This window comes from Candidatus Sulfotelmatobacter sp., assembly GCA_035504415.1.
Classification (GTDB): domain Bacteria; phylum Vulcanimicrobiota; class Vulcanimicrobiia; order Vulcanimicrobiales; family Vulcanimicrobiaceae; genus Vulcanimicrobium.
Genome location: DATJRY010000017.1, coordinates 136321 through 156743, shown reverse-complemented (window position 1 = coordinate 156743; position 20423 = coordinate 136321). Strand labels below are relative to the sequence as shown.

The 20423-nt window shown below is 71.5% G+C and carries 17 protein-coding genes; 7 read left to right on the top strand and 10 right to left on the bottom strand.

Annotated elements, in window-relative coordinates; translation table 11 throughout:
- Position 1: 1 nt before the first annotated feature.
- A complete protein-coding gene (locus VMD91_14390; protein HTW85255.1) occupies positions 2-1657 on the bottom strand; it encodes an electron transfer flavoprotein-ubiquinone oxidoreductase in 1656 nt (551 codons plus the stop codon).
- Between the two features lie 39 nt (positions 1658-1696).
- On the bottom strand, positions 1697-2398 hold the full coding sequence (locus tag VMD91_14385) for a succinylglutamate desuccinylase/aspartoacylase family protein (protein ID HTW85254.1): 702 nt from the start codon (positions 2396-2398) through the stop codon (positions 1697-1699).
- A gap of 103 nt (positions 2399-2501) precedes the next feature.
- Between VMD91_14385 and VMD91_14380 the strand changes: the two genes are divergently transcribed.
- Positions 2502-3977: a FecR domain-containing protein gene (locus VMD91_14380; GenBank protein HTW85253.1), complete on the top strand. Its 1476-nt coding sequence runs from the start codon at positions 2502-2504 to the stop codon at positions 3975-3977.
- 21 nt (positions 3978-3998) lie between these two features.
- Here the strand turns inward: VMD91_14380 and VMD91_14375 are convergent, their stop codons facing one another.
- From VMD91_14375 to VMD91_14360, 4 genes are read right to left on the bottom strand one after another with little or no spacing between them, the layout of a single operon-like run.
- Complete coding sequence (locus VMD91_14375) at positions 3999-5279, bottom strand: heterodisulfide reductase-related iron-sulfur binding cluster (GenBank protein ID HTW85252.1); 1281 nt, start codon at positions 5277-5279, stop codon at positions 3999-4001.
- 1 nt (position 5280) lies between these two features.
- Entirely contained in the window at positions 5281-6375 is a 1095-nt protein-coding gene (locus VMD91_14370) for an FAD-binding protein (GenBank protein ID HTW85251.1), read from the bottom strand.
- Positions 6372-7844 (bottom strand): FAD-linked oxidase C-terminal domain-containing protein, encoded by a 1473-nt coding sequence (locus tag VMD91_14365; GenBank protein HTW85250.1) that lies wholly within the window; start codon positions 7842-7844, stop codon positions 6372-6374. The genes VMD91_14370 and VMD91_14365 overlap by 4 nt, the downstream gene beginning before the upstream one ends.
- A complete protein-coding gene (locus tag VMD91_14360; GenBank protein ID HTW85249.1) occupies positions 7841-8530 on the bottom strand; it encodes a GntR family transcriptional regulator in 690 nt (229 codons plus the stop codon). Before VMD91_14360 ends, VMD91_14365 begins: the two co-directional genes overlap by 4 nt.
- Before the next feature lie 329 nt (positions 8531-8859).
- Here VMD91_14360 and VMD91_14355 point away from each other — a divergent pair, with 329 nt between their 5' ends.
- Genes VMD91_14355 through VMD91_14345 form a run of 3 tightly spaced genes read left to right on the top strand, consistent with a single transcriptional unit; the run spans position 8860 to position 11210 of the window.
- Positions 8860-9732, top strand: a complete 873-nt coding sequence (locus tag VMD91_14355) for a 2-hydroxy-3-oxopropionate reductase (protein HTW85248.1) — start codon at positions 8860-8862, stop codon at positions 9730-9732.
- A complete protein-coding gene (locus VMD91_14350) occupies positions 9733-10446 on the top strand; it encodes an HAD family acid phosphatase (GenBank protein HTW85247.1) in 714 nt (237 codons plus the stop codon).
- The gene (locus VMD91_14345; GenBank protein HTW85246.1) at positions 10443-11210 is read left to right on the top strand and encodes a hypothetical protein; all 768 of its coding nucleotides are present in this window, start codon (positions 10443-10445) and stop codon (positions 11208-11210) included. The genes VMD91_14350 and VMD91_14345 overlap by 4 nt, the downstream gene beginning before the upstream one ends.
- Positions 11211-11259: 49 nt before the next feature.
- Here the strand turns inward: VMD91_14345 and VMD91_14340 are convergent, their stop codons facing one another.
- Positions 11260-12489 (bottom strand): FAD-dependent oxidoreductase, encoded by a 1230-nt coding sequence (locus tag VMD91_14340; GenBank protein HTW85245.1) that lies wholly within the window; start codon positions 12487-12489, stop codon positions 11260-11262.
- 58 nt (positions 12490-12547) lie between these two features.
- Between VMD91_14340 and VMD91_14335 the strand changes: the two genes are divergently transcribed.
- Together VMD91_14335 and VMD91_14330 are read left to right on the top strand one after the other, a co-directional pair.
- Positions 12548-12877, top strand: a complete 330-nt coding sequence (locus tag VMD91_14335) for a hypothetical protein (GenBank protein ID HTW85244.1) — start codon at positions 12548-12550, stop codon at positions 12875-12877.
- 15 nt (positions 12878-12892) lie between these two features.
- A complete protein-coding gene (locus VMD91_14330; GenBank protein HTW85243.1) occupies positions 12893-13243 on the top strand; it encodes a hypothetical protein in 351 nt (116 codons plus the stop codon).
- Position 13244: 1 nt separating this feature from the next.
- Here the strand turns inward: VMD91_14330 and gltB are convergent, their stop codons facing one another.
- Positions 13245-17396, bottom strand: a complete 4152-nt coding sequence (gene gltB / locus VMD91_14325) for a glutamate synthase large subunit (GenBank protein ID HTW85242.1) — start codon at positions 17394-17396, stop codon at positions 13245-13247.
- A 78-nt stretch (positions 17397-17474) separates the two neighbouring features.
- Entirely contained in the window at positions 17475-17807 is a 333-nt protein-coding gene (locus VMD91_14320; GenBank protein HTW85241.1) for a hypothetical protein, read from the bottom strand.
- A 245-nt stretch (positions 17808-18052) separates the two neighbouring features.
- Here VMD91_14320 and VMD91_14315 point away from each other — a divergent pair, with 245 nt between their 5' ends.
- Positions 18053-19276, top strand: coding sequence for a cupin domain-containing protein (locus VMD91_14315; protein HTW85240.1), 1224 nt, complete (start codon positions 18053-18055; stop codon positions 19274-19276).
- Here the strand turns inward: VMD91_14315 and VMD91_14310 are convergent.
- Positions 19266-20420, bottom strand: a complete 1155-nt coding sequence (locus VMD91_14310; GenBank protein HTW85239.1) for an amidohydrolase — start codon at positions 20418-20420, stop codon at positions 19266-19268. The genes VMD91_14315 and VMD91_14310 overlap by 11 nt on opposite strands.
- Between the last annotated feature and the right edge of the window lie 3 nt (positions 20421-20423).

Sequence of the window (20423 nt, the reverse complement as noted above, 5' to 3'; positions counted from 1 at the left end):
CTCACATCCCCGTGTAGACCGGCCCCTCACCGCCCTGCGGCGGCACCCAGGTGATGATCTGGTAGGGATCCATGATGTCGCACGTCTTGCAGTGCACGCAGTTCGAGAAGTTGATCTGCAAGCGCCCCTCGGCCGGCGCGCCGTCGGCCTTGGTGAAGTGCGGCTCGTAGACTTTGGCCGGGCAAAAGTACTGGCACGGGTTGCCGTACTCGACGGTGCAGCGGTCGGCGCAGATGTTGGTGTCGGCGACGTGGAGGTGCGGCGGCTGATCCTCGTCGTGCATCGTGCCGCTCTTGAAGACGTCGGTCAGCTTGTCGAAAGTCAGCTTGCCGTCGGGAACGACGCGCTTGCTCTTGGCGACCGTCTCGACCTGGCCGAGCGGCTTCATCCGGGCGTAGCCTTCTTCGCCGGCCAGCTTGTCGTGGATGCCGAACCCGCGCCCGCCGGTCATCAAGCTGAGCTGCGCGTTGACCAGCCCGCCCCAAATGCCGCTGCTGAAGCCTTGGTGGAAGTTGCGCGCAGCGTGCAGCTCGGTGAACGCCCACGACGCGCGGAACTTCTGGTCGTACGCGCCGAGCTTGGCGGCGCTGGTGTCGTCGGCTTGCAGCGCGTCGAAGATCGCCTCGGCGGCCAGCATGCCCGACTTGATCGCGAGGTGGATGCCCTTGAGGCGCAAGCCGTTGAGGAACCCCGCCGAGTCGCCGACGATGCACAGGCCGTCGGCGTAGAAGCGCGGCATCGCGTGCAGGCCGCCTTCGGGGATCGCCTTCGCGCCGTAGCGGATCATCTCGCCGCCTTCGAGCAGCGGACGAATCGCCGGGTGCAGCTTGTAGCGCTGGAAGTTGTCGTGCGGATCGGTCGTCGGATCGGCGTAGTCGAGCCCGGTCACCAGACCGATGTCGATGACGTCGTCGGTCATCGCGTAGATCCACCCGCCGCCGAAGGTGTTCCACAGCGGCGCGCCCAGCGTGTGGATCACCGAGCCGGCTGCGAGCCGGCCGGGGACGCGCCAGAGCTCCTTGATGCCGACCGCGTAGACTTGCGGATCGCGGTCGCGGTCCAGACCCAGGCGCGCGACGGCGGTCTTGGTCAGCGTGCCGCGCGGACCTTCGCCGAGCACGACGACCTTCGCCATCAAATCGGGGCCCGGCTCGTAGTTGGGCTTGTGCGAGCCGTCGTGCGCGACGCCTTTGTCGCCGACGCGCACGCCGATCACGCGATCGCCGTCCCACAACAGCTCTTGCCCCGGGAAGGCGGGGAACACGTCGGCGCCGCCCTCTTCGGCTTTCGCGCCCATCCACTTGGTGAGGTTCGAGAGTGAGGTGACGTACTTGCCGTGGTTGTTGAGCACCGGCGGCGTGAACGGGGCGGCGATCTTTCCCGAGTTGGTCAGGAACCACATCGCGTCGCTCGAGACCGGCACGTCGAGGCCGCCGGTGATGTCCTCGCCGGGAAACAGCTCGTGCAAGGCCTTCGGATCGACGACGGCGCCGGAGAAACCGTGGTTGCCGATCTCGCCTCCCTTCTCGATCACCATCACGCTGATCTCGGCGCCCGCCGCCGCGGCGAGCTGCCGCAAGCGGATCGCGCCGGCGAGCGAGGCAGGACCACCTCCGACGAAGAGGACGTCGACTTCCAGGGAATCGCGCTGTGCCATGACCCGGAACGCTTCGCGAGCGGGGGCGACGGCTCCGGCCTAGCGCTCTTTGTCGGATGCCAGCACGGCCAGCGCCGTGGTGACGGCGACGCGATGCGTCGCGATCCGCTCCTCCCACGGACGCGGGCGCGGCGACTCGATCGTCAACGGCGAGGTGCCGCGGCGATAGTGGAACAGCGAAGCCGGCAACCCCTTGAACAAACGCGCCTCCGCCTCCGCGTCGACGATCACCGCGCCGCGCTCGAGCCGATACGCCGGCTCTTCGGACGGCGGCGTGCCGAGATCGAAACTCGCGTCGAGCGTCTGCACCGGCAAGCCGGCGTCGTCGAGCGCGCGCACGACCATCGGCGCGAAGCGCGGCGACGCGCCGGGAGCCAGCGGTTCGAACACGTACGCACCCTGCGCTTCGTAGTCTTCGTGCAAGTCGATCGTGAGCACGAAGCGGCGGTCGCGGTTGGCGGTGATGACGGCGCGCGCCTCAGGCGTCGTGCCGCCGCGCGAAAAACTGCGGTTGACGTCGTCTCCTTCCGCGTTCTCCCGCGTCCCCACGACGTACCCGCTCGGGTTCAGGCACGGCCAGATGCGGTAGGCGAACCGCGCGTCGAGCAGACCGTCCCGCACCAACGAGAGCAGCGCCCAGGGCGCGGCCGGCTCGTCACCGTGGACGCCCGCCGAGAGCGAGATCGTCGGAGCACCGGCCGACCCCATTTCGGCCAGCAGCAGCGTGCGCGGAGCGCCCACGCAAGCCACCTCGCGCACGCGAACGTCGCGAACGCGCACGGCACGCCAGGCGGAAGCCAGGGCTTCATAGGGTCGCAAGCGGTCCATCGGGAAGCTTCCCTTCATGGTTCGTCAAGTGAGCGCCGCCCTTCTGGCGGTGCTCGTCGCCTTTGCGGCGTTCGGGCAGGTCGCGCCCGTGGGGGCAGCGAGCGGTGACAAGGAGCTGACCCGCGTCAAGGGCACGGTCGGCTACAAGCAGACGCTCACCGACACCTTGCATCCGGTGTTCTCGCGCGAGGATTTGCCGGACGACGCGTACGCCGTCACCCAAGCCAACTCGGCCGCGATCTTGACGCTGCGCGACAGCTCGCAAGTCGACATCGGCGAAAAGACGACCGTGCAAGTCGGCGCGTTCAACGCCGTCGGCGCCGGACAGAACCAGATCACCTTGGCGCAGGGCGCGATGCACTTCAAGGTCGTGCACCCGCAAGGCGGACAGTCGAACTACACGTTCACCACCCCGACCTCGCAGATCGCGGTACGCGGGACGGAAGGCTTCATCGCGAGCGGCCCGCAGGGCACGCAGATCGTATGCGTCGTCTGTCAGCCGGGCGACGTCGTCGTGCAGATCGGAACCAAGACGTTCACCCTGGTCACCGGTCAAGGCGCGACGATTCTGGGCAACTCGATCCTCAACGCGACCTTCCAAGTGACCAACGCGAACCTGATCAACAACCCGGCCTTCAACCAGTTCGGCAACCTCAACCCGCCGGCCGGTTCGACACCGTCCGACCCGACCGGGTCCGGTTCGGGCGCGGGCGGCGGTGGCGGTGCAGGCGCCGGAGCCGGTGCCGGGGCCGGGGCCGGGGCGGGTGCCGGCGGGATCGCCGGTTCCACGCTCGCGCTGGGCGCCGCCGGCGCCGCGCTGGCCGGGCTGATCGTCGCCGACGCGACGCGCGGCACGCCGACGCCCACGCCCACGCCGGTCGCCACGCCGACGCCGACCGCCTCGCCGACGCCGGTGATCACCGCGACGCCGACCGCCTCACCGACGCCGGCGATCACGGCGACGCCGACCGCCACGCCGGTCCCGACCGCCAGCCCCTCGCCGACGCCGATCCCGTCGGGCGTCCCGGTCACCTCGCCGACGCCGACCGCATCGCCGACGCCGACGATCCCGCCGGGCTTCAGCGCGCTGACCGTCTCGCCGACGACCGTCCAGATCACGCAGGTCCCGGGCTCGGCGACGTTCACCGTGCAGCAGACCGGTCCGAGCGGCACCATCACGATCGGACAGCCGAGCTGCGGCGGCGACGGCGCGGCGGCGACCGTCTCGCCCGGCAACGTCAACATCGCGCCAAACTCCGCGGCGACGACGATCACGGTCACCGCGCAGGCGGCGCCGACGGTCTCGCCGGCGCCGAGCGTCGCCTGCACCGTACACGTCACCGGCGCGAACAGTCAGAGCGCGACCGTCAACGTCGACATCTACACGAGCTCGATCGGCGTGAGCGGCAAGAAGAAGACCGCCGGCGGCTCCTCACCGCAGCCGCGCGCGGCACCGAACCCCTTCGTCAATGGGCGCCCGCCGCAGCGGTGAGCCGGCCGCGGCCGGCCTCACTCAGCGCGGCAGCGGCGTTCCGTTGATCGCGGCGTCGAGGATCTCGAGGGGATGCGCGGCCGGCAGGTGCGCGCCGCGCTCCGCCAGCAGCGAGCCGATCTGCAGCGTGCAACCCGGGTTGGCGCTCGCCAACAGGTCCGGCGCGCAGCGCTGCACGTTGTCGACTTTGCGCAACCCGATCTCACGCGCCGCGGCCGGCTCGAACAGGTTGTAGGTACCGGCGCTACCGCAGCACTGATCGCCCTCGGCGATCTCGACCAGCTCGAGCGCCGGGATCGAACGCAGCAGCGCGCGGGGCTGCTCGCGCACGCGCTGCGCGTGGGCGAGGTGGCACGCGTCGTGATACGCGACGCGGAGCGGAAGCGGGCTGCGCGGGGCGCGCGGCTCGAGCGTGGCCAACCACTCGTTGACGTCGCGCACCCGAGCGGCGAACGCCGCCGCGCGCGCGGCCCACGCCGGCTCGTCCGCGAGCAGGTCGCCGTACTCTTTGAGCGAGGAGCCGCAGCCGGCGGCGTTGACCAGGATCGCGTCGACCGGTTCGCGCTCGAAGCGCACGATCAGCGCGCGCGCGAACGCCTTGGCCTCCTCGAGGCGGCCGCTGTGCAGCGAGAGCGCGCCGCAGCAGCCCTGCCCGCGCGGCACGACGACCTCGCAGCCTTCGGCCGCCAGCACCCGCACCGTCGCGGCGTTGACGCCCGGGAAGAACGTGCGCTGCACGCAGCCGGCGACCAGCGCGACCTTGGCGCGCTGCGCGCCGCGCGCCGGCGTGCGTTCCGGCAGCGCGGCGAAGGTCGCGGCCAGGTCCACCGGCGGTGCCACGGTCGCCAGCTGCCGCAATCGCGCCGGGAGCACGTTCCCCAGCGGGCCGGCGACGAGCCGGCGCACGCCGAGCTTTTCCGCCAGCCAGAGCAGCGGCGCCAGCGCGCGCAAGCGCGCGGGGTACGGGAACAACGCGAACACGAACGAGCGGAACGCGCGATCGCCCGGCGAGCGCGGCACCTGCTCCTCGACCTTCGCGCGCGCCGTTTCGATCAGCAGATCGTAGCGGACGCCCGACGGACACGCCGTCACGCACGCCATGCAGCCGAGGCACTTGTCGATGTGCTCGCCGACCAGCGCGTCGAGCGCGATCGTACCGTCCTCGACGCCGCGCATCAGGTCGATGCGCCCGCGCGGCGAGTCCATCTCCTCACCCCACGCGTTGTACGTCGGACAGGCGGGCAGACAGAAGCCGCAGTGCACGCAGTCGGCGATCAGGTCGGCGTAGGCGCGCGCGCTCACCTCAGAGCCCTCCCACGAAGCGGCCGGGGTTGCACAGGCCGCGCGGATCGAAGTTCGCCTTGAGGGCTTGCATGAGCGGGAACGACGGCGGCGGCGGTCCCCACACGTCGACCTGCGCGCGCGCGGACGGCGGCAGCGCGTGGACGACGACGGCGCTCGCCGCGCGGCGCATCGCGGCCAGGTCGAACGGCTCGTCGCTCGCGCGCAGCGCGACGCCGAGCAGCGGGAAGGTGATCTCGCCGGCGGGCGTGCGGCTCGGCGGCGTCACCGCCCGCGCGCGCCATGCGCGCGGCTGCGCGTCGACCGCGGGCGGCTCGGCCGGCGTCGCGCCGAGCGCGCGCAGCGCGGCGTCGGCCGCCGCGCACTGCTCGGCGACGCCGGCCGCGGTGCCCGCCATCTCGACCGTCAGCGTGCGCCCGTCGTGAACGACGAACGTCTCGGGCTCCAAGCGCTGGGCGGTGAACGCGCGCGACGCCGCCGCGATCGTCTCGCGCGCCGGCAGCGCGTAGGTCAACGTCGTGCGCGCGGCGGGGACCGGATAGACGCGCAGCGTCGCCTCGACGATGCCGAACAGCGTGCCGAGCGAACCGACGGCCAATTTGGGGAGATCGAAGCCGGCGACGTTCTTGACGACCTTGCCGCCACCGCGCGCCGGCGTCCCGTCGGGACGCACCACGCGCACGCCGACGATCAAGTCTTTGGCGGTGCCGTAGCGCTGCCGGCGCGCGCCGTAGGCGTTGGTGGCGAGCGCACCGCCGACGGTCGCGCGCGTTCGGTCGAGCACGTCGAGCGGCAGCATCTGCCCGTGTTCCGCCAGCACGGCGTCGAGCTCGGCGAACGTGATACCGGCCTCGACCGTGATGGTCTGGTCTTCGGGCGCGTAGTCGACCACCCGCCGCAGCGCGTTGGTGCGCACGACGGTGTCGAGCGCGCGCGGGGCGTTGCCCAGCTCGAGCTCGGTGCCGCCGCCGACGAACGCGAACGCGGCCCGCGCCGCGTTCAGCTCGACGAGCAGCGCGCGCAGCTCGTCGACGTCGCGCGGCGTGACGACACGGCGTGGAACGACGCCCGCGATCGCGATCTGCGCGTCGGTCATCCGCGTCCCGCCTCGCCGCCCAGCTCGACCGCGTGCGGGACGTAGGTGCCGGGACGATCGCCGCACAGCCGCGGCGTCGGAAAGACTTTCTCCGGGTTGAAGCGCCGCTCGGCGTCGAAGGCGGTCCGAATCGCCATCATCGCGTCCAGATCGTCGTTCGAGAACTGTTCGCCGAGGTAGCACGCCTTGTCGTGTCCGACGCCGTGCTCGCCGGTCACCGAGCCGCCGTAGCGCAAGCAGACGCGCAAGATCTCGCCGCCGACGTGCTCGGCCTTCTGCTCCTCGCCCGCGACGCGTCCGTCGTAGAGCACCAGCGGGTGCAGGTTGCCGTCGCCGGCGTGGAAGACGTTGGCGACGCGCAGGCCTTGCTGCGCGCCGAGCGCGGCGATCTCGCGCAGCACGGGCGCGATCGCCCGCCGCGGGATGACGCCGTCCTGGACGTAGTAGTTCGGCGAGATGCGGCCCATCGCGGCGAAGGCCGCCTTGCGGCCCTTCCACGCCAGCGCGCGCTCGTGCTCGTCCTTGGGCGTGCGGATCTCGATCGCGCCGGCCGCGCGCAGGTGCTCCTGCGCACGCGCCGCGGTCTCCTCGACCTCGGCGGCGGGCCCGTCGACGTCCATCAGCACGAGCGCGCCGACGTCGAGCGGCCAGTCGACCCCGGTCGCCAGCACGATCGCTTCGATGGCCAGCTGGTCGCACATCTCGATCGCGGCCGGGATGATGCCGGCGCCGATGATGCGCGAGACGGCATCGCCGCCCTCGTCGGTGGAAGGAAAGGTCGCGAACAGCGTGCGCGTGCGTTCGGGCGTGCGCAGCACGCGCACCAGCACCTCCGTGACGATTCCCGTCATCCCCTCGCTGCCGACCACGACGCCGCACAGATCGTAGCCGAGCGGATCGGGTGCGCCGTCGGCCGAGCCGATCTGCACGACCTCACCGGCGCCGGTCACCAGCGTCAACCCCAGCACGTGATTGACGGTGAAGCCGTACTTGAGGCAGTGCGCGCCGCCCGAGTTCTCGGCGACGTTGCCGCCGATCGTGCAGACGCTCTGCGAGCTGGGATCGGGCGCGTAGTAATACCCCAGCGGCGCCAGCGCGCGGCTGATGTCCAGGTTGATGACGCCGGGCTGCACGCGCGCGATGCGTTCATCGAGGTCGACCTCGAGGATCTTCTTCATCCGCGAGAGCCCGATGACGACGCAGCCTTCGCTGGGCAGCGCGCCGCCGGAGAGACCGGTCCCGGCGCCGCGCGGCACGATCGGCATGTCGAGCGCGCGCGCCAGCCGCACGCAGGCGACGACCTCCTCGGTCGAGCCGGGCAGCACGACGATCTCGGGCCGCACGCGATAGCCGAGCAGCCCGTCGCACTCGTAGGTGCGCAGCTCGGTCGGCGCGACGATGGCGTTGCGCGGCCCGACGATCGCGGCGAACCGCTCGTACAGGGTCGTGGGTCCGAGCGTCGCGCTCATGCGCGCACGCGCGCGCTCGCGGCGCCCAAGGCTGCACGCTGCAGCAGCGTCTCGCGCACGGCCGCGACGTGCTCGGCCGAGCGCGCCGCCGCCGCCGCCTCGTCGCCGGCGCGCAGCGCGACGACGATCGCCTCGTGCTCGCGCAGCGTCGCCCGCCGCCGCAGCGGGTCGGAGAGCGAGAGAAAGCGATGGACGATCAGCTCCTCGCGAATGTCGCTGAGCATGCGTTTGAGCCGCTCGCTGCCGCCGGCGGCGACGATCGCGTCGTGGAAGTCGGTGTCGTGCCGTTCCATCTCGTTGGGATCGTCGATCGCGGCGCGCATCCCGGCCAGATGGCGCTCGACGCGCCGCAGGACCGCGTTGTTGGCGGCTCGCGCCGCACGGCGCGCGGCCAGTGACTCGAGCGCCTCGCGGATCTCGAACAGGGCCTCGATCTCCGAGGCCGCCAGGACCCGCACCACGCTGCCGCGCTGACCGCGGGGCTCGAGCAGCCCGGCGGCCTCCAGCCGTCGCAACGCCTCGCGAACCGGGGTTCGGCTGGCGCCCAGGCGGGCCGCCAGCTCGGCCTCGATGACCGGCGTCCCGGGCGCCAACTCGCCCGAAAGGATGGCCGTCCGCAGCCGGTCGTGGATCCGATCCCGCAGCGGCTGCTCGCGGCGCAAGGGCTGGAGCGTCCTGCCATCCATGCGGGTACCCTAGCGCACGACCGCTCCACCCGTCAATACGGGATGCCGTATCCCATATTGACAGGCTCGGATCGGCCGCTGTACGCTGGCGTACACAGGCGAGTTTTGGGATGCCGTATCCCGGGACGGACGTTCGCCGGGAAGCGGGTCCCTAGGCAGCGCGGGTTGGAGCTCGGCGCGACGCAAGGCCCCGGCCCGGCCGCGTTCGTGATCGCGTCCCCGTTCCGCCCAACGGACTGGCGGTCTCCGGACCGCTGCCCGCGGCGGCCCGGTCGCGTCGCTCGCCTGTCCACGAGGCCGCGCGCGGGTTCGATTCGAAGCCGCGCCGCATGACGGATCGACCGACCATCGGTTTCATCGGCCTGGGCATCATGGGCAAGCCGATGGCGAAGAATCTCCTCGCCGCGGGCTACCCGCTGATCGCGCTCAACCGCTCGAGCGGTCCGCTCGACGAGCTGGTCGCGGCCGGCGCGCAGGGCGGCAGCTCGCCGCAGGATGTCGCCGCGCGCAGCGACGTCCTCATCACGATGCTGCCCGACTCGCCCGACGTCGAGGCCGTCGCGCTGGGCGAGTCGGGCCTGCTCGCCGGCGCCAAACGCGGTGCGCTGTGGATCGACATGAGCACCATCGCACCGGCGACGACGACGCGCGTCGCCGCGGCGCTCGCGCAACGCGGCGTCGATGCGCTCGACGCGCCGGTCAGCGGCGGTGAGAAGGGCGCGATCGAGGGCACGCTCTCGATCATGGTCGGCGGCAGCGACCAGGCGTTCGCGCGTGCCGAGCCGATCTTCGCGGTGCTCGGCAAGAACGTCGTGCACGTCGGCGCGCTCGGTGCCGGTCAAGTGACCAAGGCCTGTAACCAGATCGTCGTCGGCGTGACCATCGAGGCCGTCGCCGAGGCGCTGGCGCTGGCCGCCGCGGCGGGCGTCGATCCCGTCAAGGTGCGCGCCGCCCTGCTCGGCGGCTTCGCGCAGAGCAAGATCCTCGAGGTGCACGGTCAGCGCATGATCGACCGCGCCTTCAACCCCGGCTTCAAGTCGAAGCTGCACCGCAAGGACATGAACATCGCGGCCGGAGCCGGCGACGCGAACGGGCTCGACCTGGTCGCCGCCAAGCTCGTGCGCGAGCGCTTCGACCAACTCATCGCGCGCGGCGACGGCGAGCTCGATCACAGCGCGCTGCGCACCCTCTACGAGGCCTAGGTGCGGGGTTTCGCGCGCGGGCTTGCCGCGCTCGTCCTGATCGCGGCGTCGTCGACCGCGGCCCGCGCCCAAGCGACGATTCCGGTTCCACCGTCGTGCCCGGTTTCGACATGCGTCGCGCCGCTCGCATCCTCGCAGCTCGAGAACCTCGGCCGGCTGAAGGCCGAGATCAAGACCTACTACACGAACGGTGCCTACGCCGCCGAGACGGCGACGATCGAACACGACGCCGCGGGTTACCTGCGACGCCGCGTCGCCGCGCACGTCACCCACCCGGCGATCGTGCTGGACATCGACGACACCGCGCTGTCCACCTTCGGTTACGAGGCCGAACACGACTTCGGGTACGACGCCGCCTCCTGGAACGCGGCGGCTCGTCGCGGGTTCCCGGCGATCCCCGCCACGCTCGCGCTCACGCGCGCCGCGCACCGCGCGGGCGTCACGGTCTTCTTCATCACCGGCCGGCGAACGCCGCAGAAGTCGTTGACGGCGGCGAACCTACGGGCGGATGGCTACGCGTTCACCGCGCTCTACATGCGTCCCGTTGCCGATCACGACAAATCCGTCGTCCCGTTCAAGAGCGGAACGCGCGCCGCGATCGAACGCGCCGGATACCATATTCTCGAGACGGTCGGCGACCAGTGGAGCGACTTGAAAGGTGGCCACGCGGAGCGCGCCTACAAGCTGCCCAACCCGATGTACTACTTACCGTGAGGGCCGCGCTCGCCGCCCTCGCCTTGACCGCGTCGCTGGCGTGGCCCGGTCTCGCCGTTGCCGCGACGCCGTTGACGCCGGCGGCACACGGCGACTTCGGCCACTACACCTTCGCGTTGACGTGGCAGCCCGGGCTGTGCAGCGTCGACGACGCTCCCCTGACCGGCGCGCGGCAACCGCAGAGCTGCGCTCCCGGCCAGCCGCGCGAGCCGCTGATCGGCCTGCACGGCCTATGGCCGTCGCGGCCACAGGCGCTGGTGCGCGCGCACGTGCCCGTTCGCGCGTGGTGGTCACAGGGCTGCGACCTCTTGCATCGCAGCAATGCGGTGCCGCCGCTTTCGCCCGCGCTACGCGCGCGGCTGGCCGACGCGATGCCGCGCCTGCGCACCGACCTGCTCCGGCACGAGTACGACAAGCACGTGCAGTGCTTCGGGTTCGACCCCACGCGCTTTTTCACGACGGAGCTCGCCATGCGCCGCGTCGTCGCGGACTCCTCGTTCGGCACGTATCTGGTCGGCCGGGCGGGCCGGACGGTGACGCACGACAGCCTCGTCGCGGCGTTCGAACGCGGCTTTCGGACGGCCGATGCGCGCGCAATCCAGCTGCAATGCCGTCGCGACCCTCACGGGCGCACGGTGCTCACGCAGCTCTGGCTCACGATTCGCGCGAACCGCCTGGCAGCGTTCCCATCGGCGACGTCGTTGACGCACACGCCGATCGATCAGGATACCTGTCCCGCGACCTTTCTCGTCGCGGGCTGGTAGTGATATTCGCCGACGGTGACGGGCCGCGGCGTGCGTTCGTTGCCCGTGCCTAGTCGGCCGTCCACTCCAGGAGCGCGCGGCGTTCGGCGTGCTCGAAGCGCTGCTTCGTCTTGATCGCTTCGACGTAACGGCGCTTGCCGGCGCGGTTGCCTTTGCCGATCAGCGTGGCGCCGACGAAGCGGCCCTCGAGGAAGTAGAGCGCGCGGTACCACAGCTTGTCGCGGTCGACGTGGGTCACCGTCTCGATCCCGCTGTGGTACTCGGGCGAGAGGCCGAACTGCGTGATCGTCTGACCGCTGAACACCAGCGAGCTGTACTCCGGGACGGTGTCGAAGGCTTTGCGCTCGCCGCCCTGCATGTTGTGTGCGGCGAGCTTGCCGTGCGCGCCGGCGCTGTTCCAGGTGCCCATGCGATAGTGCAGCTCGGCGATCGGATCGTAGAACTCGGCGCAGTCGCCGGCGGCGTAGATGCCCGGCACGTCGGTCTCGAGATACTCGTTGGTGACGAAGCCGGTCTTGGTGCGGATCGGGGTGCCGGCGGCCAGCTCGAGGTTGATCGTCAGACCCAGACCGATGCCGACCAGATCGGTCGCGATCTCCTCTCCGCTGGTGGTGACGACTTTGCTGACCGCGCCGTTGTCGCGCACCAGCGAGCGGATCTCCTCGCCGAAGTGCAGGTGGACGCCGTCGGCGCGCGCCGCCTCGTGCAGCAGCTCGCCGGCGGCCTCGTCGAGCATGCGGCGCAGGAAACGCGGGCCGCGGATCAGCCAGTGCGTCTCGACGCCGCGCGAGACGAACGCCTCGGCAAGCTCGTAGGCGATGAACGAGCCGCCCACCGCGACGCCGACCTTGGCGGTCTCGAGCGCCTCGGAGATCGCCTTGGTGTCGTCGAGGTATTGGAAGTTGTAGACGTTGCCCGCGCCGGCGGCACCCGGCGCCTCGGTCGGGTTCGGGCGCCCGCCCGTGGCCAGCAGCAGCGCATCGTACGGATAGCTGACGCCGCCGGCCGTGACCGCCCGGCCCGCGACGTCGATCGCCTCGACCCGCGTGTTCAAGTGCAGCTCGATGCCCAGCTTCTCGTGCCAAGCGAGGTCGCGCATGATGACCTTCTGCTCCGTCACCTGCTTGCGCAGGAGCGGCGGCAGCGCGATCCGGTTGTAGAGACAGTACGGCTCGTCGCCGAAGAGAACGATGGAGCAGGTCGGATCGGCCTTGCGCAGCTGCTCCGCGCAGGTCGTCCCCGCGAACCCGTTCCCGACGATTACGTACTTCCTAGCCACAGACGTCCACTCTCTCCCAACCCCGGGTACTCCCGCTACGACTATGAACCCTCGCTTGGTGAACCTGCTCGCGAGCTTCATCCGCGCGACCAGCGACTACGCGCTGGCGCGCCTCGAGTTCGCCCTGCGCTTCGCCGAGCGGCCCGCACCGCCCGTGCTCGACCGCCTGCCCGACGCCTCGGCCCGCACGCTGCAGGCCCATTGGGACGGAGTCGAGACCCAACTGGCGACCATCGTGGCCTACGTGAAACAGGTCGAAGCGACCGCCGGTACCCAAGAACGCACCGACCCGGCCTTCCGCTGGCTGCGCCGCACGGTCCGCGAGCTCGACCAATACGCGCGCGCGTTGCGCTGGGTCCTCACCGTCGACGGTGGCGACCCGACCTGAGGAGAACGATCTGCGATGGACTTCTTGAACCGGGCGATCGACCAGGCGAAGCAGCTGCAGCAGCTGGCCGCCGACGCGCTGCAGAAAACGGCCGACCAGGCGCAGCCGCTGGTCGCCGACGCGGTCACCCGCGCGCAAGAGCTGCAGCAGACGCTGGTCGACCAGGCACCGCACGTGCAAGCCGCCGCGAAGCAGCAGTACGACGCGGCCGTCGAACACGCGGGCACGTTCATCGAGACCGGCAAGACGGTGCTGGCGCAAGGCGCGCAGGCCGCCCGCCCGCACCTCGAAACCCTGGCGGATCAAGCGAAAAAAGCCGCCGACGCGGCGGTCAACGCCGTCAAGAACGCGCAGCCGAAGCCCTGACTTAAACGGCGACGGCGGCGCGCTGCGGGACCGCGACCGCCAGCCGCACGAACGCATCCAAGCCGTGCGGCCCTTCGTCGAGCAGCGCGCGTGCGCGGCGCGAGCCGGTCCGCTCCGCGTGCTCGACCAACAGCGCGCGCAACCGCGCGCGGTCGGGATCGTCGAGGTCGTGCGCGACCAGCGGCGTGGGCCCCAGCCGCTGCGCGTGCTCGCGCAAGACGAACAGCTCGCCGCCGGTCATCCCGCTGGCCAAGTTGCGACCGGTCGGACCGAGGATCGCGACGGTGCCCTTGGTCATGTACTCGCAGGCGTGGTCGCCGGCGCCTTCGACGACCACCGTGGCGCCGCTGTTGCGCACCGCCAGCCGTTCGCCGGCGGTGCCGCGGACGTACGCTTCGCCGCCGCGCGCGCCGTAGAAGCACGCGTTCCCGATCGCCGGCTCGTCGGCCGTGCCGGCGCCGCGCACGATCAACGTGCCGCCGCTCATCCCCTTGCCGGTGCCGTCGTTGGCTTCGCCGTCGAGCTCGAGCGTCAGCGGAGCGGCCAAGAACGCGCCGAAGCTCTGCCCCGCGCTGCCGCGGTAGCGGTAGACCGCCGGGCCGACGTACTCGCCGCGCTGGCGGCGGACCACCGCGTCGTACGAGAGCCGCGTCGCAACGGCACGGTCGGCCGGCGTGATGCGCTGGGTTCCGCCGGCGATCGCCTCGTCGTCGAGGTGCGCGTTGTCGACGCGCGCCGAGTCGTACGGCGCACGCGTCTCCGGCAGACGCAGGATCTCGTCGAGGTCGATGCCCTTCGCGCGTTCGTAGCGCGGCTTGACCAAGTCGCTGCGGCCGCGGATCTCGCCGAGCGAGCGGGCGCCCAGAGCGGCCAGGCGCCGGCGCACGTCGCGCGCGACGAAGCGCAGGAACGTCTCGGCGTCTTCGGGCGTGCCGGGGAACTTGCCGCGCAGCGCGGCGTCCTGCGTCGCGATCCCGACCGGGCAGGTGTTGAGATGGCATTGGTGCGCGTAGATGCAGCCCAGCGCGACCAGCAGCGCGGTGCCGAAGCCGAACATGTCGGCGCCGAGCATCGCGCCGAGAATGACGTCGCGCCCCGTCTTGAAGCCGCCGTCGACGCGCAGCCGCACGCGGCCGCGCAAGCCGTTGGCCACCAATGTATGGTGCGTCTCGACCAGACCCAGCTCCCACGGCAGCCCGGCGTGCTTGATCGAGCCCAACGGTGACGCGCCGGTGCCGCCGTCGTGACCGGCGACGTGCACGACGTCGGCGCGCGCCTTCGCGACGCCGCTCGCGACGAAGCCGATCCCCGCCTGCGCGACCAGCTTGACGGCGATCTTCGCCTTGGCGTTGGCGCGGCGCAGGTCGTAGATCAGCTGGGCGAGGTCCTCGATCGAGTAGATGTCGTGATGCGGCGGCGGCGAGACGAGCTGCTGGCCCGGCGCGGCGCCGCGCAGCTGCGCGATCTCGGCGGTCACCTTGAAGCCGGGGATCTGTCCGCCTTCGCCGGGCTTGGCGCCCTGGGCGATCTTGATCTCCAGCTCTTCCGCCGTCGCCAGGTACTCGGCCGAGACGCCGAAGCGCGCCGAAGCGACCTGCTTGACCGTGTTGAGCGTGCGGGTGGGATCCTCGCCGCCCTCGCCGCCGTTGCTGCGCGCGCCGGCCAGCTTCGCACCGGCGGCGACGGCTTCGTGCGCCTCGGGGCCGAGCGCGCCCAGCGACATCGCCGCGGTGACGAAGCGCTCCAGGATCGCTTCCTCGGACTCGACCTCGTCGAGCGCGACCTTCTCCCCGAGCGCGACCGGCTCGACCAGATCGCGCAGCGAAATCGTCTCGCGCGCTTCCAAGTCGTCGGAGAGCTTGAGGAACGCCGCCTCGTCGCGCGCGACGATCGTCTTGCGCAGACCCTTGAGCAGCGGCGGATCGAAGTGATGGTGGATGCCGTCGCGGCGGTAGCGGAACAGTCCGCGCTGCGGCGGCTCGGTGCCGTCCTCGGCCAGCGCCACCCACGCGCGCAGATCCTCTTCCAGCTCGTCGAAGCCGAGCGTCTGCACGTGCGCGCCCATCCCCGGGAAGCAGGTGTCGACGATCTCGTCGCGCAGGCCGAGCGTCTCGAACGTCTGGGCGCCGACGTACGAGCGCAGCGTGCAGATGCCCAGCTTGGCCAATACTTTGATCAGCGCGGTGCGCAGCGCGTCGAGCAGCCCGTCGGCCGAGCCCGTCTCGGCGACGCCCACACGCGCCGCCAACCACGGCGTGACGACGTTGGCGCCGGCCGCGATCAGGGCCGCGCACGCGTGCGCGTCGCGGGCGAAGCCGTCACAGGCCGCGATCGAGGCCTGCATGCGCAGCCCGTCGGCCGTCAGCCGCTGGTGCACCGCACCGGCCGCCAGGATCGCCGGGACCGGCACCGCCGCGCTGCGATCGTCGAGCACCAAATACGTCGCGCCTTCGCGGACCGCGCGTTCCGCCTCGTCGGCGATCTCGTGGATGCGCGTGCGCAGGCCCGCATGCGCGCAATCGAGCTCGATACGGTGCGGCACCAGCCGCGCGTCGTAGGTCAGCGCGTCGAACGCGCCTTCGTCGAGCAGCGCGGTGTCGACGGTGACGATGCTGCCCGGGGCCGGCACGTCGCCGTTGGTCGCGCCGCTGCCGACCCACGCGCGCATGTCGAACACGAACCCTTCGCGCAGCGCGTCGATCGGCGGATTGGTGACCTGGGCGAACCGTTGGCGCAGGTACTCGGTGACCGGCATGCGGCGCTCGAGGAACGGCAGCGCCGCGTCGTCGCCCATCGACCACAGCGGCTCGCTGCCGGAGGCCAGCGGCGCGACGACGCCCTTGAGCTCGTCCTGCGTGTAGCCGAAGCGCACCAGATCGCGGCGCAACGCGGCCGCGTCGACCTCGCGCGGCGCGCCCGGCGGCGGGGGCTCGAAACGCCACGAGCGCACGGTGGCGCGGAAGTCGGCGCTGGCGCGCCGGGTGGCGCGGAAGGCGTCGGGGCGGATCAGCTCGCTGGTCGCGAAGCGCACGACGATGCGCTCGCCGGGGCCGAGCCGGCCGCGCTCGACGATCGGGTCGTCGCCGAAATCGACCACGCCGGCTTCCGAGGCGGCCAATACCTTGCCGGACGCCGTCATGCACCAGCGCAGCGGACGGAAACCGCTGCGGTCGAGCGCGGCGCCCACGCGGTCGCCGTCGGCGAAGACGATCGCCGCCGGACCGTCCCATGGTTCGACCGTCGGGATGTGGGCATCGTAGTAGGCGCGCAAGCGGTCGTCGTCGTCGATCGCAGGCGAGAGCATCAGGTCGACGCCGTCGTCGATGCGGTAGCCGCTGCCGAGCATCGCGTCGAGCGCGACGTCGAACTCCAGCGAGTCGCTGGCACCGCGCGGCGAGATGACGCCGCGCGCGCGCAGCCAGGCGCGGTTGCCGGTGATGGTGTCGATCTCGCCGTTGTGCGCGATCAGGCCGAACGGCTGCACCAGCCGCCAACTGGGCGAGGTATTGGTACTGAAACGCTGGTGGAAGACGGCGAAGTGCGAGGTGCACGCCGGATCGCGCAGGTCGGCGAAGTAGCTGCCCAGCTCGCTCGACGAGAGCAACCCCTTGTAGACGACGGTCGTCGGCGAGGCGCTGACCAGGGTCGCGACGTCGCCCGCCTCGCGCAGCGTGCGGATGACCGCGCGGCGCACCGAGCGCATCCGCTCGCGGGTGTTGCCAGGACCCATGTCGACCAGCAGCTGCTCGTAGGACGGCGCGCTGGCGGCGGCCTGCGCGCCCAGCACGGCGCGGTCGACCGGCGGGACGCGCCAGCGCATCGGCGCGACCTGCTCGGCGCGGATCGCGTGTTCGATCTTGGCCCGCATCGCCGCCGCGACGTCTTCGTCGCGCGGGAGGAACACGCACACCGCGGCCAGGTGGCGCTCGGGGACTCGAACGTGCGCCGCGGACAGTTCGCGCTGGAGCAGCGTGCGCGGCGTCTCGAGCAGGATCCCGGCGCCGTCGCCGGTGCGGCCGTCGGCGGCGCGCGCGCCACGGTGCTCCATCGCCGCGACGGCGGTCAGAGCGAGGCGGACGGTCTCATGGGTGGCGCGATTGGAGAGGTCCGCGAGGAACCCCACCCCGCACGCGTCGTGCTCGACGGGGCGCATGGGAACCCCTACTCTAGTCCATTTCGGGGCCACGGTCATTCGACAAATGGCGAACCGGGCCGCGACCCGGCTGAACGATCAGCGCTTTTTCTTGGACTTCGGCTGGTTGCCGCTGTGGGCCAGGATCACCGTGCGGCGGACGGATGCCCGCAGCCCGGCGTCGACGACCGGTTGCCCCGACAGCTGGGCTTTCAGCAATCGCCGCCACGGCAAACTTTTGGCATCCAGCCGCAGGTCGCGGCCTCCGGTGCGGGCGGCGCGGATCGCGCCGACCAGCGCCTCCATGTCCTGCTCCGCGGCGACGTGCAGGTCGCGGACGTCGACCAGCACCGTTCCGCCGGCCGGCTGCGTGAGGTCGTCCCCGAGCTGCGCGAACGAGGTGACCAGGTCGGCGTCGAGGAGGCCGATCAAGCGGAGAGCGACCGGGGCGGGAACCGGCAGCGGCTGTGGAGCGTACACGCGGATGAACTCCCGGGGATGCAGGGGATTACATCGCACTCTACTCCGCCGCGCTGTGAAAAGTTTGAGCGGTGTGTGGGTTGGGGCTGGGAAGTGATCGCTGGCACGCCGGCTTGGGCCGAGGGGACGCTCGAGCGGCCCTCGCATCCAAGGCCAGATTCAGCTCGCGGCGGAATGCTGGCACGAACATGCCAGCCGTGCGGCAGACGGACGAGACGCTCGCGACGCTCATCGCCCCCGTCGACGAGTCGACCTTCCTGGAGCGCTACTTCGAGCGCGAACCGCTGCACGTGGAGCGGAACGCCCCCGGACATTGGCGAGCGCTGTACGCGATCGGCGACGTCGAGGACGCGATCGCCGTCGGCGCCCGTGACGTCGACCGCTTCGCGCTGGTGCGCACCGGGGGGCCGCCCTTACCGGCCGAGCAGTACACCATCGAGCGCCCCGCCCCGCGCGCCCGGGCCACCGGCCGCGTGCCGCAGCTCTACCTCGACCCGCGAGCCATCGCGACGGCCTTCGCCTCGGGCTACTCGATGCTGATCAAGGACGCGTCGTTCTTCAGCGCGCGGCTGCAGCGTCTGTGCACCGCCTTGCAGCGCCGGCTGGCGGCCTTCGTGCAGTCCAACGTCTACCTCACCCCGCCGAACGCGCAAGGCTTCGGGCTCCACCACGACACGCACGACACCTTGATCCTGCAGCTCGAGGGGACCAAGATCTGGCGCATCTACAAGCCGCTGGTCGAGCTGCCGATCGAGAGCCAACCGTTCCGCACCGAGAACGGCGACCCGCGCGCGGTCCTGCTGCGCGAGGTGACGCTCCGAGAAGGCGACACGCTCTACATCCCGCGTGGCTACCCGCACGCGGCCGCGACCAGCGAGGTGCGCTCGCTGCACCTGACGTTGGCGCTCTTGCCGGTGCGCGTCGTCGACCTGCTCGACGCGCTGGTGCGGCTCGCGCCGCTCCAAGCGCTCGACCTGCGACGCTCGCTCGGGCCGGACTGGCTGGACGCGCCCGACTTCGTGGCGCGCTTTCGCGCGCTGGCCGTCGACCGCTTCGCGGCGGCCTGCACGCCGGCGATCATCGGCGCCGCGCGCGACCTGCTGGCCAACGAGCTGTTCGGGCTCACCCGCACCGATGCCGGCGGCATCTTCGATCAGGTCGGCGCGCTGACCGAGCTCGACGCGAACCCGACCGTGCGTCTGCGCGCCGACGTGCCGTATCACGCGCGCGTCGAAGCGAACGCTTTCGAGCTGGTGCTGGCCGGGAAGTCGATCGGCTATCCGCTCGCGTGCGTCGCGGCGCTGCGCCGGCTCGAGGCCGGCCCGGCCTCCGTCGCCGAGCTCGACGCGGCGGCGCCGGGCACGGGGCGCGCGTTCGCGCGCGCGCTGGTGCTCGAAGGTCTCGCGACGATCAGCCCGTGAGTCCCAGCGCGACCATCATCCGGTAACCGACGTCGAGCGCGCGCTCGTCGACGTCGAAGCGCGCGTTGTGGTGCGGATACGCCGTCCCCTCGCTGCCGCGCGCGCCGACGACGAAGTACGCGCCCGGGCGCTCCTCCTGCATGAACGACATGTCTTCGGCCCACATGACGATGTCGTGCTCGACGACGTCCTCCGCGCCCAGCTCCGCGCGCCCGACGGCGCGCACGACGTCGTTGACCTCGCGCGCGTTAACGGTCGGCGGATACGACCAGTGGTAGACGAACTCGTACTCGAAGCGCAGCGCTTCGCCCAAGCCGCGCAGGATGCGCTCCATCCGCGCCGGCATCGACGCGCGCACCGTGGCGTCGAACGCGCGCACGGTCCCCTTCATCGTCGCCTGGTCGGGGATGACGTTGAAGGTCGTGCCCGCGGTGAACTGGCCCACGGTGACGACGGCCGGATCTTTGGGCGCGACCTCGCGGCTGACGATCGTCTGCAGCACGGTCACCACGTAGGCGCCGGCGGCGATCGGGTCGACCGCCAGCTGCGGCATCGCACCGTGACCGCCTTTGCCCCGAATCGTCAGGTCGAACTCGTCGGCCGAGGCGAAGAACGCGCCGTCGCGCACGCCGATCTTGCCGACGTCCAGCCCGCTGTAGAGGTGCAGCGCGAAGGTACGGTCGACGTGCGGATGCTCGAGCGCGCCGTCGGCGATCATCTTCTTGGCGCCCGCGTGGCCCTCTTCGCCGGGCTGGAAGCAGAACACCAGCGTCCCGGGCACCTCGGCACGCCGCTCGGCCAGCGTTCGCGCGGCGGCCAGCAAGATCGAGACGTGCCCGTCGTGGCCGCAGGCGTGCATGACGCCGGGCCGCTCGGAGCGATAGGGCACCTCGTTGAGCTCGGTGATCGGGAGCGCGTCCATGTCGGCGCGCAGCAGCGTCACCGGGCCCGGTTTCCCGCCCCGCAGCGTCCCGAGCACGCCGGTGACGCCGATCCCGGTGCGGACCTCGTCGAGCGCGAGCGCGCGGAGCGCGTCGGCGACGAAGGCCGCCGTGTCGTGCTCGACCATCGACAGCTCGGGGGCGGCGTGGAGCCGCCGGCGGACGGCGACCAGGTCGTCGTGCGGGATGACCAGGGACGTCATCCC

What these genes read in the sequence shown, in the direction of transcription:
- VMD91_14390 (HTW85255.1), bottom strand. Translation starts at nt 1,657, where the DNA reads ATGGCACAGCGCGATTCCCTGGAAGTCGACGTCCTCTTCGTCGGAGGT.
- VMD91_14365 (HTW85250.1), bottom strand. Translation starts at nt 7,844, where the DNA reads ATGAGCGCGACGCTCGGACCCACGACCCTGTACGAGCGGTTCGCCGCG.
- VMD91_14380 (HTW85253.1), top strand. Translation starts at nt 2,502, where the DNA reads ATGGTTCGTCAAGTGAGCGCCGCCCTTCTGGCGGTGCTCGTCGCCTTT.
- VMD91_14370 (HTW85251.1), bottom strand. Translation starts at nt 6,375, where the DNA reads ATGACCGACGCGCAGATCGCGATCGCGGGCGTCGTTCCACGCCGTGTC.
- VMD91_14360 (HTW85249.1), bottom strand. Translation starts at nt 8,530, where the DNA reads ATGGATGGCAGGACGCTCCAGCCCTTGCGCCGCGAGCAGCCGCTGCGG.
- VMD91_14310 (HTW85239.1), bottom strand. Translation starts at nt 20,420, where the DNA reads ATGACGTCCCTGGTCATCCCGCACGACGACCTGGTCGCCGTCCGCCGG.
- gltB (HTW85242.1), bottom strand. Translation starts at nt 17,396, where the DNA reads ATGCGCCCCGTCGAGCACGACGCGTGCGGGGTGGGGTTCCTCGCGGAC.
- VMD91_14355 (HTW85248.1), top strand. Translation starts at nt 8,860, where the DNA reads ATGACGGATCGACCGACCATCGGTTTCATCGGCCTGGGCATCATGGGC.
- VMD91_14330 (HTW85243.1), top strand. Translation starts at nt 12,893, where the DNA reads ATGGACTTCTTGAACCGGGCGATCGACCAGGCGAAGCAGCTGCAGCAG.